Raw genomic sequence first — 15,176 nt, 5'->3', positions numbered from 1 at the left:
ATGCCTAAAGTAGCTGTTATTATGGGTAGTAAATCAGACTGGGAATATATGAAAGAAGCAGTAGAACTTTTAAAACAATTTGGTGTTGAAGTTGAGGCTAGAGTAGTTTCAGCCCACAGAACACCAGAATTTATGATGGAATTTGCTAAAACCGCATCAGAGAAGGGAATAGAAGTTATTATAGCTGGTGCAGGTGGTGCGGCTCATTTACCGGGTATGACAGCATCATTAACTCATTTGCCAGTAATTGGTGTTCCGATTCCTTCAAAGAATTTGAATGGCTTAGATTCTCTCCTCTCTATTGTTCAAATGCCTTATGGTGTACCAGTCGCCACAGTTGCTATTGGTGGGGCTAAAAATGCTGCACTTTTGGCATTAAGAATTTTAGGACTAAAATACCCAGACATAGCTGAAAAAGTTAAAAAGTTTATGGAGGATGTGAAAAATGAAGTCCTTAACACAAAACTCGATTAAAATCGGAATTTTAGGAGGAGGACAATTAGGCTGGATGATGATTTTAGAAGGGAGAAAGTATCCCTTCGCTTTTTACGTAATGGACGAACCAGAAGCTCCTGCATGTAAAATTGCGGATAAATGTTTTACGCCAGATGACTATAAGAAAATGATAGATGAAGTTGACGTAGTAACTTTTGAGTTCGAACATGTCAAAGAAGAGGCATTACAGTATGCCGAAGATCAAGGGATACTTTTGCCCAGGTTAAATACTGTTGAATTAAAAAGGGAAAGATGGAAGGAAAAAACATATTATAAGGAACATAATTTGCCAACTCCTAGATTTTACGTTGCTAACGACGGAGAAGAGGCATTAAGAATTCTTAAGGACGAGTTTAATAACGTTGGTGTTTTGAAACAGAGTAGGGGAGGATATGACGGTAAAGGACAGTATTTTATAAAGGGAGATGTAGAAAAATACGGATTCATTAAGGATATGAAGTGTAAATTTGTAGTTGAAGAATTTGTTAATTTTAATTATGAAGCTTCTATAATTGCTGTTAGAGATCGAAATGGAAATTTTAAGGCATATCCGCCAACATTTAACTATAACGAAAAAGGAATCCTGGTATACAACTACGGTCCCCTTAACGATAGTAGATTTGCTGAGATTGCAAAGAGGTTAATGGATTCTTTAGACTATGTAGGTACAATTGGTATTGAGTTTTTTGTAAGGGATGGAGAAATTCTAATAAATGAGTTTGCTCCAAGGGTGCATAATACTGGTCACTATACTCTAGATGCAGCATTTGTTTCTCAGTTTGAACAACATTTACGAGCAATAACTGGCCTGGAAATAGGTTCTACAGATCTACTCTCATATGGTGGTATGGTGAATATTTTAGGTACAGATAATGTTCCTCTTGAAGTTCTTAAATATGGTAAAGTGTATTGGTATGGGAAGAAAGAAGTTAGAAAGAGGAGAAAGTTGGGACATGTCAATGTCGTTGGAAGTAACTTAGAAGATGTTAAGCAAAAAATTGATATTATTATGAAACTAATTTATCCTCAAGGTTTAGATTTATGAAGTTTAAGTTTAAAATATGGTTAGAAACTGATGACGGAAAACCTGTTATTGGTAAAGGTGGAATTTCTCTAATGAAGAACATCATAGAAACGGGATCAATATCTACCGCAGCAAAAAAGATGCATGTTTCCTATAAATTTGCTTGGGAGTATGTTAGAAAAGTTAATGACATTTTAGGAGGAATAGAGATGCATAAAGGAGGGAAAGGCGCTGGAGGAACAATCGTGTCAGAAAAAGTAACTGAATTGATAAAGGTTTATGAAGAGGCTGAGAAGGAAATAAATGAGGTTCTTGAGAAGTATAACAAAAAAATAGAGGAGATTTTAAAGAAATAATGAATAACGGTATTACCTTATAAGCTTTTAATCTCACATATTTTTTGTGTTAGAAAAGTTAAAAGAAGTTGAGGGAATAGACAAGACTGGAACTAACATACCAGAAGAAGTAGAGAAATTAAAGGAAGAATTTGTTGACTATATTATAGGAAGTAAAATTAAAGAAGCTTATGATTGGATTAGTAACCTATACGTAGTCCTAGAGGAACTGAAAGAAAAACTTAGCATTAAGGGTTGGCTGTTTAGCAGAGAGATGAAGAGTTTTGTTGAAAATCCTAAAAAGCATTTAGTAAAGAAACTTTTCTTATACTTCCACGATCTAGTTAGGGGAAGAATAACTGCAGAGGAGTTTTTTACTAAAGGTAGACAAGCTGTTAATAGTTCTTTTGGTTCTAATATGAGGAGTATTTATCAAATATGGGGTTTTTCTTCTATTCTCCTCGGCTTAGCGGAAAAAGATTTTAAACTTTCTTATCCAGAGCATGGCTATCTTAGCTTTGATAGGACTGGTAAACAGAAAAGCGGTACAATTCCTCCTAATGCAGTTGTAAGTGATATTTTTGGGAGGAGTTACAGCTTCTTTATTGAGGCTCCACGCCCTATTGCTTGGGAAGATGGTAATGATTTGCAAAAAGTATGGAAATTGTATTCTACGCTAAGACCAGATATGTTAATTTATAAAGGTTTTTATATGGATATTGTTGATTTATCGGGAAATATTCCTATAAGGAGACCAAATTACATTATTGAGTTTAAGGAGTTAGATGATTGGTGGAAGAGGTGGAGATATTTAAAAGGATATAAACCTTTGTCTGGAAATGAGTGGAGAGCTAGGTGGATTAAAGGATTATATGAGGGATTAGCAGAAGTATTAGGGGCTACACTTAAGGATAATATGCCAGAATTTGCTCAAGACAAAGGTAAAAGGATAAAGGAATATAAGATAATCGATCTTTATAAGTCCATATATAATCCAGATAAAGGTGTTGTTATAAGTAGGACTAAGATAGATGAGCAAGTTGTTAGCGAATTAAGTAGCGAGAATATTTTAGTAATTGATGATACGGGCTTTTCATCGGAAAAACTTTCTCCTATAGTTGATGAACTACTATCTGGGAGTATTGCTAATATAAACTATAAAGACTTAGCTTTTGAGTTTGCTATGGAGAGAAGAGAAGAGTTTGTTGAGTGGATTATTAATAAGTTTAAAAAGCTTGGGATTAATAATATCGACATCTCTTTGACTAAGTAATTTAAATAGTATTATTGACTGGATGATTAAATAAGGTAATACATAAGCATTTAATTATGTACTTTGTGTTCACAAAAGATGATAAGACTTACCTATATCTTGATGGTGTTATTAAAGAGGTCGAGATGAAGCTTAAACTTAAGGATAACATAGGGTGTGTAGTAAAGTACGATAATGGAAAAATAAAAACAACTTCTACTCTAGTTTATGATAGCAAAAAACTATCTGGTTTAAAAGATGCTGTATTAGTAGGTAAAGTATTAGACGGATATCTCTTTGATGCAAGAGACTTTCTTGTAATACACTTTGATAAAATAAATAAAGAGATTGTCAATGGGGAGTATTTACTAGTTCAAGGAATCCCGGTTTTAAAGAACGATATTAGGTCTTTGATGGATTTAATGGATATAAGTTATGATTTAATCCAGTATATGTTAAAGAATTATCATGATAATGAGGAAGTAAAGAGAAGGGCGATTATAAGTCTTGCGAGACTAGGTAAATGTGAAGAAGCAATTAGCCATTACAAACAGCTAGACCAAAGATATCCCGAAGAATCTTTAGCTGTAGCTGAATGTTTCGAAAAAATTGGTGAAGAACTTGAGGCACTAAAAATTTATTCATTCTTTTCTGAGATAAAATATAGAGAATTAGAGAAAAAATTAAGGGATAAGGCTAACAAACTGATTGACGAATTCGAAATTCAAGGGAATGTAAAATTATTGTTTGAAGCCTTATCAGTTCTCCCAACATATGATGCACCAGCACTAAAACTTGGCTGGTACTTCTTGGGCAAAAAGAACTATAAGGAGGCTGTAAAGTATTTTGAAGAGGCATTAAAGAGAAGGAGAGATTTTAGCAATATGTTAACATTAGCTCATGCTTACATTTTAGCCGGTGAGCATAAGAAAGCACTTGACCTAATTGAAGAAGCAGAAAAAATAAGGAGAAACGCTCAGAGTGCATATCTTAAGGGTTTGGCTTTAGAGAAACTAAATGCACCATCTAATGCACAAAAAGAGTTCTTGTTTGCATGTAGGGAGGGAGTAGTAGAGGCATGTAATAAAGTTAAACCTTATGAATTGTATACACCAACTGAAGATTTTGATCCGAATTCATGGGTTGGTTATGTGCTTTATGGGTATAAGGTGGAAAAGGTTATAGGAACTGGTGGAATGGGGTTCGTATTATTAGTAGAGAAGAACATGAAAAAATTCGCTATGAAAGTTATTAAAAAAGAGTTTAGATATGATGAATTACTTTACGAAATAGCAAAGATGCAAGAGATTTCTAAGGGATCAAAATATTTGGTCAAAATCATGGCTAGTTTTGTAGATGAAAACTTCTCGGACTACTATTCTTCACCTCCTGCGGTAGTAATGGAGTATATGGAGGGTGGTGATTTAAGAGAGATTCTTGTTAATCAAGAATATTCGACATTACGTCATTCAAGTAAATGGCCTCAAATTGTTTCAGTAATATATAGTAAATTAGCTGATGCAATAATTCACATTCATAAAAACGGTTATGTACACTGTGACATTAAACCGTCTAATATATTATTTAACAGAAAGTTACCTAAATATGGGGAAGAAGCATTAGAAGCTTTACTTAATGAAGAAGTAGTTCCAAAACTCTCTGATTTAGGATCAGCTGTTAAAGTTGGTGTTCCGGTCATTCATTATACTCCTTACTATGCACATCCCCTGCAAAGATTTGGAGGGAGAGCGGAATATAACTTCGACGTTTACTCTTTCACAGTATCACTTTATGTATCGCTAACAAATAACTTTCCCTTCTCGGAATGGTTAGAGAGAGAATTAGAAGAGGCAGTTACTGATCCATCTAAGAGAGAAATAGCATTAAAAGACTTCTATTTAGCAGAACCGAGGCTTGACCAGATACCGGAGGAGTTTAGGGATCTTATAGAGAGAGGTCTTAGGGGAGAAATAACTTTAGAGGAGCTGAGTAGGGAACTGAGAATGATTAACAAATACAATTATAACTTACCTATTTCTGATAAAGAGGAGATAAAAATATAAGGGAAAAGTTTATAAGAGAAGATCTTCTATTTTATTAAATAAATAACAGAGAGTGAGGGTGAAAATATGGCAGAGATACAGCAATTTAGAATAAGTTTTGATGGGGCGTTTTACAAGATAGTTGAAGACGAAGATGCAGCGATCTTGTTATTTGAAGGAATACCAATTTCGGCGGCTTGCATTGAGCACGGTAGTCATAAAGATCCACATGAATGTCCCCATACAGAAAAACTATTAAAAAAGATTTTTTCTTAACCTTTCGAGCATATAACCGCAATTTCTATTAAAACGTCTTTTGGTAACCTTGAAACTTCTACTGTAACTCTTGCTGGAGGCTTATCTTTAAAATATTCAGCATAAACAGAATTAAAATCATTAAACATGTTCATATCTTTCAAAAATACAAAAGCCATAACCACGTCTGATAATGAGAAGCCCGCAGCTTTAACAATTTCTTTAATATTATCAAGTACTTGTTTTGTCTGTACTTTTATGTCTCCTTTTACAACTTCGTTAGTTTTAGGATCTATAGGTATTTGACCGGATACATAGAGTGCATTTCCTACCTTAATAGCTTGAGAATAGGGTCCAACAGGTTTTGGGGCTTTCTCTGTAAATACAGTCTCCATATGAGAAATTAGTAAAACTAAATTTTACGTTTAATCCTCTCTAATCTGATAATTTCATCTATATTCTCAGCTAATCTGTCTAAGTTTGAGGAAACATAACGCTTTCCTAAAAATGCTGTAAGGTTATTATCATGTTCTAAAATTATCTGTAATATATTGTTATCTTTCTTTCTTATATAAAGAATACCATTCCCTCTATCACTATCATAAATTATTCTAACCTCATCAACACCTTTATAAACTCTTCCTTTTACCTTATATGAAAATGCTAGGAATTTTCCCTCTGCTTCAAAGATTTCTGGTTCAGCACATCTGACTGAAGAAACTCCCGGGAAAATTTGTGGGATAGTAAAAGTCGGATCAGAAAATATAGTCATGACCACGTCTATATCTTGATTTGTTTTAATTTCTTTTTCTACTCTCATCATTTATAATTTTAAATATGATAGAATATATAGTTAACTTGTTTTTAAATGAAGCTGATAATGTAAAGCAATAATTAAATCTCTCTCAGTAATAATTCCAAGTGGTCTGTTTTTTGAATCTAGGATTAGTAATGAACCAATCTTTTTCATAAGCATAGTAGCTGCTGCCTCGTTAATAGATTTTTCTGGATCAATACTATATATCTCATTTGTAGCTACTTCTTTAACTTTTTTATTAAAGAACATTTCTGGTTCATTCTTCAATATAGTTTTTGTTAGTAGTTTTAGTGAATCTGCAGCAGTTATTATTCCAACAACTTCACCACTCTCGTTAATTACTGGCAATCTTCTAAATCCTCTTTTAATCATTAACTTAGTTGCATCAAATACGGAAACATCCTCGTATACACTCGTTACTCTTTTAGTCATAAATTTCTTTACTGAAAAAAGCTGATCCAAATCCTGGAAAATTAAAAGCATTTCCCTTTCTGTAACTATTCCAGTTACTTTTTTCATTTCGTTTACTACAGGTAAAGATCCAAAATTCCTTGCAACCATAAGTGTTAGAGCGTCTAATACATCGTCATTTTCATAAACATATACTGGATTAGGTGTCATGACATATTTAACATCCTTATCAACCAAAGCAAAAATATCTCCTCTATCACACCCTTTTTCGCATCTTTCTACCACATAGTTTAGTAAATCCCTAGTTGAAATTATACCCCTAATTTCATTATCCTCAACAATAACTCTTCCTATTCCTTTTTCATTAACTTTCTTAAATGCTTCTAATAATTTACTACTAACAGAAACTGTAGGGGGATTTGTAATCATGAGGGTTTTTACTAGCATCATTTCTAAAGTGTAGTTTAAACAATATAAATCTTTAGAAATGCTTATTCTTTAAAGAGAGAGAAGCTTATTTATTGCTCTATATACTTCAGCAACACTCCATGCTTGTGCTATGCATCCAGCTGGTAAATATGGAGGAACATCCTCATATAATTCTGGAATGAATCCTCTGTTCTTTTTTGCATACTCTAACAGAGGTTTAATTACATCTAAAATGAGCTTATTCTTAATTACGTCACTTTCAACTTTTAATTTGGCATCTACGTATGCACCAATTAACCAAGGCCATATAGGGCCATTATGATAGGCCTCATCCCGGCTCTTCCTATCTCCTCTATATGTGGGCTTATATTTGGGATCTCTTCTGGATAAGGTACTTAACCCAAAAGGTCTCAATAGCTCATTCTCTATAGTTATTAACATAATTTTTCCTATGTCCTCAGTCATTATATTGAATGGCAAAGATAAGGCAAATAGCTGATTAGGTCTTATTGATTTATCTGGAATTAAATATGGATCTAAATAATCATACGCACCCCAACTAGAGATGAATTTTTCATTGAAGCTAGCCTTTGTCTTCTCAGCTAGCTCTTTATACATACTATTCTTATCATCTACAATGTTAGCGAAGAAATCCATAATCATTAATGCATTATACCATAAAGCGTTTATTTCAACAGCTGCACCTTCTCTAGGAGTGACAACATGACTATCATAAGATGCATCCATCCAGGTTCTCGGTGCTCCGCGATGAAATAGCAAACCCTCTTTAATGTATACTACTCCATTCCCTTTTGCGTAATTTTCAACAATATCTTGTAATTTGGGATATATTTTTCTAATAAATTCCTTATCTTTACTATATAGATAATATGAATAGATGGAATTTATAGCCCATAAGCTTACGTCAACACCAACGTAAATAGGTTCTCCATTAGCCGTAATATGATTAGGTAAAAGTCCCTTATTCTCATAGTCTAAATAACGTAAAATAATATCTTTAGCTTGATTAAATAGTCTGTTAAGTAAAAGTAAACCCTCCATTGAAATGAAAGTATCTCTACCCCATTCGTCAAACCAATGATAGCCAGCAATTATACTCCATCCAGTCTTTCCCTTTACTACAAAGTCCGTTGATGATATTGATAAGAGTCTCAATAAATCACCTGGGGAATTTTCAATATTTACATTTGTAGATTTATCATAATACACGGTAATCGTAGCTTCATTACCAGTATAAATACAGAAAGGATTAAATAAATCTTCCTTGTAGTTAGAACCTCTTTCATAATCAAGTCTATAAAAGAAATTATAGTACCAATACCCTGTTAGTTCTATTCTAGTCTTAGTTGATTCTATGTAAAAATGTAATATTGGCATATTATCCTTTAATATCTCTATTTTGTTTCCCTCTATAACTGAATCAAAGTACATTCCTTTTTCCGTGACTAAATGATGACTTCTAAATGTTATTAATGGGCAAATCTTTAATTCTCCTTTATCAGCTTTATATTTTATTGTAACAGCATTCTCATACTCATGAGCTACTAGAACCTTTTCAAGGGTAACTTTACCATATTCATAAACCCATTTAACATAATTTTTCTCCCACTTAAAGTTTTCCAAATACTTATATCCTTCTGGGTAATATACGTCAAAGTATCTATTAGTATTTATCGGATATTCCTCATTATCAATTGTTACAAAGTCCTCAAATTTCGAAAGAACTAAATATCTCTTGTGAGGCTGATTTAATGGAACTATTAGAAATCCATGATAAGTTCTACTATTTATCCCGCAAATTGTAGATGATGCATACCCTCCAGTTTTAAAAGGCAGTATCCATTCGTGGTACTCGCATTCCTCGGGATCAATCATTAGGTATTCATTTCTACTTGTCTGGATATTAACTTATCTACTGCAATTATAAATTCTGCATGCGACCACACTAGAGGAACGACAGAAGTAGATGTAAAATTTTCTGGATCAACTTGTTCTGGTAATAATCCACTAGGTAAAGCTCTGCTCATAACCCAATTAATGTACTCTAATGCTTTTTCTCTTTGTCCTAGGTCTAAATAATACTCAGCTAACCATAATGTAGTAATTATCCAGGGATTAGGCTGACTCTTTACTCTTTTGTACATATCATTCTCGTACCTTGCGATACCGCCACTTACCTTTATTGAATTTTCAATAGCTCTTATTGTGTTAATCATAATAGGATCCCTTACGTCAACCATTCCGAAAAAGTAAGGAGAATACATACTAGCATCTATAACAAGATCTTTGTTTCCGTTCTCATCAATTCTTCTTATAAATCTACCATTATGCACCATTCTTCTTAACGCTTCTTCCTTCATATATTCAGCAACATCTAACATGTCAGATGCTAACACTTCATCTCCAATATCCCTTACTAATTCAGAAGCCGAGACTAGAGCTCCATAAACAGTTGATACTGTATAAATGTGAATTCCATATCTTTCTTCCCATAAATCAAAACTCGGTTTGGGTAAGCCATCTTCTACATATCTCATGAGGAACCTTATCGCTGGTCTTAAAAAATTTCTAAAAATATCTATAAGTTCATCAATGTCTTTGTATATTTGATAGTGATTGGCAATAGCCCATACTTGTAATGCTGTTTCATCTTCTTGAATTGGATAAATTTGCTTACCTCTAAAAATCCATGGATGCCATGAGCTAGCTAACGTCTTATCTGGATTGTATTTATGATACAAAAAACCCTCTTCTGTGACGACTTCTGAAATAAATTGATAATGCTTCATTGCAATATCACCGTAACCTGAAATATCTAATGCGTGAGCTGAAATTGCACTATCTCTAGGCCAACAATAATTATATGAGTCGCCATATAGTCCAACAAAACTATAGTCAGAAGAAGCTATAATCGAACCATTGAAATCCATATGATTTTTTATAACGAGTAAACTTATCTTATACAATTTTTCTACTTTCTTATCATCAATCTTCTTAGCCCTCCTTATCCAATTTTGCCAAAACATATAATTGCTTGTAAAAGTTGTCTCAACCGATGTAGGAGAAATCCTTGAAAGAAGTTTTCTCAAATCAGATAATTTCCTTTCAAAGGCTAAGACGAAGTAAGCTTTATCTGTACCTTTTGGAAGCAAATCTAAATCTACAGCCATTGCGAATTGTACATTTCCATTATCAATTGGTTTCATACTAAGTCTTCCATCCTGTACATCATAATAAACCTCGTCTTTTCCTATCGTGTACTCACTTAGTTCCTTCATTATTCCAAAAAGCTTCGCACCTACATATCTTTTAGATTTATAGTGTATTATTGAAGAAGTTTGAGGATCAAAAAATGCAGTATCACCAAACGAACTTGAATATAAATCTAGATCTATAAGAAATATGAGTTTCCCCTTTATTTCTTCATTCCCTTTATTCAAAATCTTAATGATTCTGTAATAAAGCGGATCATGAAGATCTGTAAAATCATAAAACACTAAAGAAATAGTCTCATTTATATCAGCTCTTATCTCGGCTATATTTACGTCTTGCATATAGTTTACGGTAACTTTCCACTTAGTATCCTCATATATGTTTTTTCCATCAAAGAAATAATATCTAATCGGTTTACCGGCACTTTGATTTTCCATTCCAACATATGGAAAATAAAGATCTGTTAATCTGCCAAATTCATCAATATTGACTAATATTCTGCCATTTCCTATATTGAGATATCTCATGTTAATATCGTATCGTATATCTTACTCTCAGAATTTATAAGTTTATGAGGATAGATTTTTGAATTAGTAATTTCACTGCCCTCTCCTATTACAGCATCATCAGCAATGACACTATTAATTATCTTAGTAGGTTTTGAAGAAGTGGATCTTATCTCAACATGTCTACCAATTATAGAATTTTCAATTATCGCATTATCTCCTATATATACTCTATCCATTATAGAACTTCTCACAATTTTAACACCTTTCCCTATTATTGTAAAGTTATCTATTGCAGATTCCTCAATATAAGTCCCACTACCAATTTGACAATGCCTTCCAATAAGTATATCGCCCTCTAGTTTTAAATCCCCTTTTCTGTACATTCTCTTTATGATTATCCTTCTCTTTCTTGAGTCCGGACTGGTTCCTTGAACGAAAATCCTTCTATTAGCATCAATCCTCAGCCCTTGCATATCCTCGTCAGAGAGAGTCTTTAGTAATGTTAGCATTGCTTCCAAATATCTATCTGGTGTACCAACATCAAACCATAAATTCTCTGTGATGTATCCATAAACTGGATACCCCTTCTTAATAAGGTAGGGTATTATATCCTTGCCGAAATCCATCTTACCTAATTTTAACATTTCCTCTACTTCTTCACTCTTAAATACATCACGTATCTCTGGGCTAATTACGTAAATTCCCGTATTTGCCAAATCTGAAGGTGCTTCTTCTTTTCTTTTTGGTTTCTCAACAAACCTCTTTATTTTCATATCATTATCTAACTCTGCTACACCAAACTCTTCGACATTCTCAACTTTCTTTAAAACTATAGTCATAAAAGCCTTCTTTTCCTCATGATACTCAAGAACTTTCTTAACATCAAGTCTAAAGAGATTATCCCCTTGAACTACAAGAAACGGTTCCTTTACATCATAATATTCTACAGCAATTTTAACAGCATGCGCATTTCCAACAGTCTCAGCTCTTGGAATATATTTGAAGTGAACTCTCGGCTTTATATGATACCTTGCTGAAAATCCTATACCTTCTTTATATAGATCAAATAAAGACCTATAATTAACATATCCTTTTACTCCAAAAATAAACTCCTTTATCCCTTGTCTTGCTAATTCTAAAATAGTGTATTCTATTAACGGTCTATTCAAAAGCCTTACCGCAGCTTTTGATGTTTCTACAGTTAATGGTCTCAATCTTGTTGCTTCACCGCCTATAGGGATTATAACTTTTATATCTTCTAGTTTCCATGCCATTATGTAAATTTAATAATTCATTACTTATAAAGAATATAGTATGAGAAGACTGATTATAGGATTTGAAGTTCATCAACCATTTAGGATACGAAGAAACTACTTTTGGGATCCGGTTATTAGAGGAGGTCCGTTAATAAAGTATTTTGATGATAACTTAAATAGGGAGATTTTTGAGAGGGTTAAAAACAAATGCTATATTCCAGCAACTAGAATTCTTCTTGAAGAGATTGAAAATGGGGAAAGTGAAGGTTACGATTTCAAATTCTTTTTTTCCTTATCTGGAACTTTCATAGAACAAGCTGAGAAGTGGGGTAAAGACGTCTTAGAGTTATTTCAGCAATTATCTTACACACATAAAGTTGAATTTTTATCCCAAACATATTATCACTCTATCACATCTCTTTGGGAAGATCTAACTGAATGGAAAGAACAAGTTGAAATGCATAAAAATTTAATTAGGGATTATTTTGGGCAAGAGCCTGTTACCTTTGAAAACACAGAATTACTTCTAACTCCTAGGATAGTGAAGGAAATTGAAAAGTTAGGATTTAAAGCTGTAATAACTGAAGGTAAAGAGAGTCTATTAAAGGGAAAGAGTCCAAATAGAGTATATAGAATAAGAGACACAAAACTTTCTTTACTTTTAAGGAATTATAGATTAAGCGATGATATAGCCTTTAGATTTTCTAATCCAAAATGGGACCAATACCCCTTAACTGCTTCAAAATTCGCTGACTGGGTATCATGGTCTGAAGGAGAAATAGGATTAATCTTCGTTGATTACGAAACCTTTGGTGAACATCATTGGCCAGAAAGTGGTATCCTTGACTTCTTAAGATGGTTACCGAGAGAACTTCATAGGAGAGGTGTAGAATTTAAATTACCAAGAGAAGTTTATAAGGAATATTATGATGAGATAGTGATTGATTCCACAGTTTCTTGGGCAGACATTAATAAAGATGAAAGTAGTTGGTTAGGAAATATAATGCAATGGGCTTATGATGAAATGGTAAGAAGAACTGAAATGTTAGCAAAAGAAGCTGGCGGGGAGTATCTCAAAGCATGGAGGTATTTTACAACTAGTGATCATTATTATTACATGTTTTTAGGAAGTGGTGGTCCAGCTGAAGTTCATTCTTATTTTAGTTCTTTTAATTCTCCAATAGATGCATTCATTAACGAATTTTACGCAATTACAATGTTTCAAGATGAGCTTCTTAAACTTTTAAACATTAACAATGAACCGTTCATATTTTATAAAAATGGTAAAAGAAGTAGTGAAGCATGGAATGAAAATCAGTTTAAGGAAATTATAAATAGGGCTCATGAGTTTAAAGGTTATGAAAAATATTTAAAAGAGTGGCTGAAATGAAAAGAATAGAAGCAATTTGGTTTCCAGAAGAAATAAAGAGTATTTGGATGATAACAGTAGAATTATCAAATGTTGCTAGTGTTGGTGGATTGGGGAATGCCGTTTACAATATGGCTAAAGGATTGGCTGAACAAGGAATAAACGTAACCGTAATAATGCCTAGTCATGGTCGACACTTAAATGACCAATATAGGTCAGCGTTAAAGCTAAGAGAACTTTCTTTAACAGCATATGGAGATAGAATTGGAATGGACGGAAAGAGATATCCTTACGCTTTAGGTTTTGAAGAAGGGAGATTAGACGGATTTAATGTGATTTTAGTTAAAGGACTTGATTATAATACTGGAGTGTTAATTGACAGTTGGAACGTTTATGATAATATAATGGAAAAATCAGCATTATTAGCTAGGGGAGTTGAAGCATATTCTGTCTTTTCTATTCCGGGTAATATACCTTCGGTAATTCATGCTCATGATTGGCATGCTGTACTAGCTGGAGTAATGGCAAAACAAACTTTTGAGACTAGGAAAATTGTAGTTCCATTAGTGTTTACTATACATTTACTTAACAAAGTTGGAGCTCCTTGGCATTACGCTTCAGAAGATTGGGCTGGATTAAGCAATTGCCCCCATTATATCTGGCAAGTTGTTTCCCATAAATTATATACCACAAGACAGGTATGGGATGAGTTGTCACAAGGATTGATAGAGAAATTTGGAGCATGGGAAGCTGATGTAGTAACTACAGTAAGTAAAAGTTATCTTACATACGACGTTTATAATTTTATAGGAAACTGGATAGAGAATAAAAGTTGTGTAACTTATAACGGAACTGATTGGAGTATTAATGAAGTTAAAAATTACGCAAGAAAGATTTTCAGTACAGAGGACAGAGTTGAAGTAAGGAGAAGATTATATAATATGCTAGAGAATTTAAGATTAATTCCAGAGGATTATACTACTGGAAACATTTTATGGAATAATAGGTTTAGGATTGGAATAAAGGATGATTGGACATACACAAGATTAGATGATGGTCCTCTTGTCTTATTTGCTGGAAGACTTGTGTATCAGAAAGGAGTTGACTTACTTATAAGAGCTTTTAGAGAGGTAGTTAATAAAATACCAAATGCTAGATTAGTAATTTTAGGTCTACCTTCAGGTGATTATGGCTTACTCTATGATTTGATAAATAAGGCTTCCGAAATTGGTGGTAACGTTAGGATCATCGCGTCTTATTCCATGCCCAGGGATATCTACAAATTATTTTACTATGCGGCATCAGTATTTGTAGTCCCCTCAAGATGGGAACCTTTTGGAATAGTAGCTCTTGAAGCTATGGCTGTTGGCACTCCAGTTGTTGCCTATGCCGTTGGCGGCCTTAGAGAGTCTATTATAGATTTAAGGAGCGATATAAATAATGGAACAGGATTTATTATAGAACCAGAAAACATCTGGGAATTGTATAGGGGTATACTTACATCATTAGCTCTATCTATGAGTAGTGAGACTAAAAATAAGAATTATTTATATATGGATGACCTTATTTTAAAGACAGACGATATAGACTTATGGAATAAAGCTAGACAAAACGGAATTAGAAGGGTTGAGGAGAATTTTAGATGGAGTGCTACTGCAAAATATTTAATAAATTGTTATAGTAAAGCACAGACTATGGCTAAATATAGGGCTTCAGCATCGTTCTAATTTTTCTAATATTTCTTTAAA

The 15,176-nt window shown here is 33.3% G+C and carries 14 protein-coding genes; 8 read left to right on the top strand and 6 right to left on the bottom strand.

The features are described 5' to 3' along the window. The 6 genes from purE (at nt 1) to D1869_RS04010 (ending at nt 5,424) form a co-directional block, all read left to right on the top strand. Nucleotides 1–474: a 5-(carboxyamino)imidazole ribonucleotide mutase gene (purE, locus tag D1869_RS04035; RefSeq protein WP_010978802.1), complete on the top strand. Its 474-nt coding sequence runs from the start codon at nt 1–3 to the stop codon at nt 472–474. Beyond that, complete coding sequence (locus tag D1869_RS04030; protein ID WP_156014022.1) at nt 446–1,540, top strand: 5-(carboxyamino)imidazole ribonucleotide synthase; 1,095 nt, start codon at nt 446–448, stop codon at nt 1,538–1,540. The genes purE and D1869_RS04030 overlap by 29 nt, the downstream gene beginning before the upstream one ends. Further along, nucleotides 1,537–1,875: a winged helix-turn-helix domain-containing protein gene (locus D1869_RS04025; protein ID WP_010978804.1), complete on the top strand. Its 339-nt coding sequence runs from the start codon at nt 1,537–1,539 to the stop codon at nt 1,873–1,875. The genes D1869_RS04030 and D1869_RS04025 overlap by 4 nt, the downstream gene beginning before the upstream one ends. Before the next feature lie 46 nt (nt 1,876–1,921). Next, on the top strand, nt 1,922–3,127 hold the full coding sequence (locus D1869_RS04020) for a hypothetical protein (protein WP_156014021.1): 1,206 nt from the start codon (nt 1,922–1,924) through the stop codon (nt 3,125–3,127). A gap of 56 nt (nt 3,128–3,183) precedes the next feature. Continuing rightward, a complete protein-coding gene (locus D1869_RS04015; protein ID WP_156014020.1) occupies nt 3,184–5,169 on the top strand; it encodes a protein kinase domain-containing protein in 1,986 nt (661 codons plus the stop codon). A gap of 66 nt (nt 5,170–5,235) precedes the next feature. Then, entirely contained in the window at nt 5,236–5,424 is a 189-nt protein-coding gene (locus tag D1869_RS04010) for a hypothetical protein (RefSeq protein ID WP_184651043.1), read from the top strand. Here the strand turns inward: D1869_RS04010 and D1869_RS04005 are convergent. From D1869_RS04005 to D1869_RS03980, 6 genes are read right to left on the bottom strand one after another with little or no spacing between them, the layout of a single operon-like run. Continuing rightward, entirely contained in the window at nt 5,421–5,798 is a 378-nt protein-coding gene (locus D1869_RS04005; RefSeq protein WP_156014019.1) for a RidA family protein, read from the bottom strand. The two genes, D1869_RS04010 and D1869_RS04005, sit on opposite strands and share 4 nt — an antisense overlap. A gap of 17 nt (nt 5,799–5,815) precedes the next feature. Next, on the bottom strand, nt 5,816–6,223 hold the full coding sequence (locus tag D1869_RS04000) for a DUF3211 domain-containing protein (RefSeq protein WP_184651042.1): 408 nt from the start codon (nt 6,221–6,223) through the stop codon (nt 5,816–5,818). Between the two features lie 33 nt (nt 6,224–6,256). Further along, nucleotides 6,257–7,078, bottom strand: coding sequence for a CBS domain-containing protein (locus D1869_RS03995; protein WP_156014017.1), 822 nt, complete (start codon nt 7,076–7,078; stop codon nt 6,257–6,259). 51 nt (nt 7,079–7,129) lie between these two features. Then, complete coding sequence (locus D1869_RS03990) at nt 7,130–8,956, bottom strand: amylo-alpha-1,6-glucosidase (RefSeq protein ID WP_156014016.1); 1,827 nt, start codon at nt 8,954–8,956, stop codon at nt 7,130–7,132. Next, nucleotides 8,956–10,821 (bottom strand): glycoside hydrolase family 15 protein, encoded by a 1,866-nt coding sequence (locus D1869_RS03985; RefSeq protein WP_156014015.1) that lies wholly within the window; start codon nt 10,819–10,821, stop codon nt 8,956–8,958. Before D1869_RS03985 ends, D1869_RS03990 begins: the two co-directional genes overlap by 1 nt. After that, nucleotides 10,818–12,077 carry a nucleotidyltransferase family protein gene (locus D1869_RS03980; RefSeq protein ID WP_156014014.1) on the bottom strand — a complete coding sequence of 420 codons (1,260 nt, stop codon included), beginning with the start codon at nt 12,075–12,077 and terminating at the stop codon, nt 10,818–10,820. Before D1869_RS03980 ends, D1869_RS03985 begins: the two co-directional genes overlap by 4 nt. A gap of 40 nt (nt 12,078–12,117) precedes the next feature. Between D1869_RS03980 and D1869_RS03975 the strand changes: the two genes are divergently transcribed. Continuing rightward, the gene (locus D1869_RS03975; protein WP_156014013.1) at nt 12,118–13,449 is read left to right on the top strand and encodes a glycoside hydrolase family 57 protein; all 1,332 of its coding nucleotides are present in this window, start codon (nt 12,118–12,120) and stop codon (nt 13,447–13,449) included. Continuing rightward, nucleotides 13,446–15,155: a glycosyltransferase gene (locus tag D1869_RS03970; protein WP_156014012.1), complete on the top strand. Its 1,710-nt coding sequence runs from the start codon at nt 13,446–13,448 to the stop codon at nt 15,153–15,155. The genes D1869_RS03975 and D1869_RS03970 overlap by 4 nt, the downstream gene beginning before the upstream one ends. Nucleotides 15,156–15,176 lie beyond the last annotated feature (21 nt).

Origin of the sequence: Sulfurisphaera ohwakuensis, from assembly GCF_009729055.1 — an archaeon.
GTDB lineage: Archaea > Thermoproteota > Thermoprotei_A > Sulfolobales > Sulfolobaceae > Sulfurisphaera > Sulfurisphaera ohwakuensis.
The sequence above is the reverse complement of the archived record's forward strand: the minus strand, read 5'-3'. Positions and strand labels throughout refer to the sequence as shown.

Coding starts and splice junctions, on each gene's coding strand:
- D1869_RS04015 (WP_156014020.1), top strand. CDS start 3,184: ATGTACTTTGTGTTCACAAAAGATGATAAGACTTACCTATATCTTGAT.
- D1869_RS04000 (WP_184651042.1), bottom strand. CDS start 6,223: ATGAGAGTAGAAAAAGAAATTAAAACAAATCAAGATATAGACGTGGTC.
- D1869_RS03995 (WP_156014017.1), bottom strand. CDS start 7,078: ATGCTAGTAAAAACCCTCATGATTACAAATCCCCCTACAGTTTCTGTT.
- D1869_RS04005 (WP_156014019.1), bottom strand. CDS start 5,798: ATGGAGACTGTATTTACAGAGAAAGCCCCAAAACCTGTTGGACCCTAT.
- D1869_RS04010 (WP_184651043.1), top strand. CDS start 5,236: ATGGCAGAGATACAGCAATTTAGAATAAGTTTTGATGGGGCGTTTTAC.
- D1869_RS03980 (WP_156014014.1), bottom strand. CDS start 12,077: ATGGCATGGAAACTAGAAGATATAAAAGTTATAATCCCTATAGGCGGT.
- D1869_RS04030 (WP_156014022.1), top strand. CDS start 446: ATGAAGTCCTTAACACAAAACTCGATTAAAATCGGAATTTTAGGAGGA.
- D1869_RS04025 (WP_010978804.1), top strand. CDS start 1,537: ATGAAGTTTAAGTTTAAAATATGGTTAGAAACTGATGACGGAAAACCT.
- D1869_RS03975 (WP_156014013.1), top strand. CDS start 12,118: ATGAGAAGACTGATTATAGGATTTGAAGTTCATCAACCATTTAGGATA.
- D1869_RS03970 (WP_156014012.1), top strand. CDS start 13,446: ATGAAAAGAATAGAAGCAATTTGGTTTCCAGAAGAAATAAAGAGTATT.
- purE (WP_010978802.1), top strand. CDS start 1: ATGCCTAAAGTAGCTGTTATTATGGGTAGTAAATCAGACTGGGAATAT.
- D1869_RS03985 (WP_156014015.1), bottom strand. CDS start 10,821: ATGAGATATCTCAATATAGGAAATGGCAGAATATTAGTCAATATTGAT.
- D1869_RS03990 (WP_156014016.1), bottom strand. CDS start 8,956: ATGATTGATCCCGAGGAATGCGAGTACCACGAATGGATACTGCCTTTT.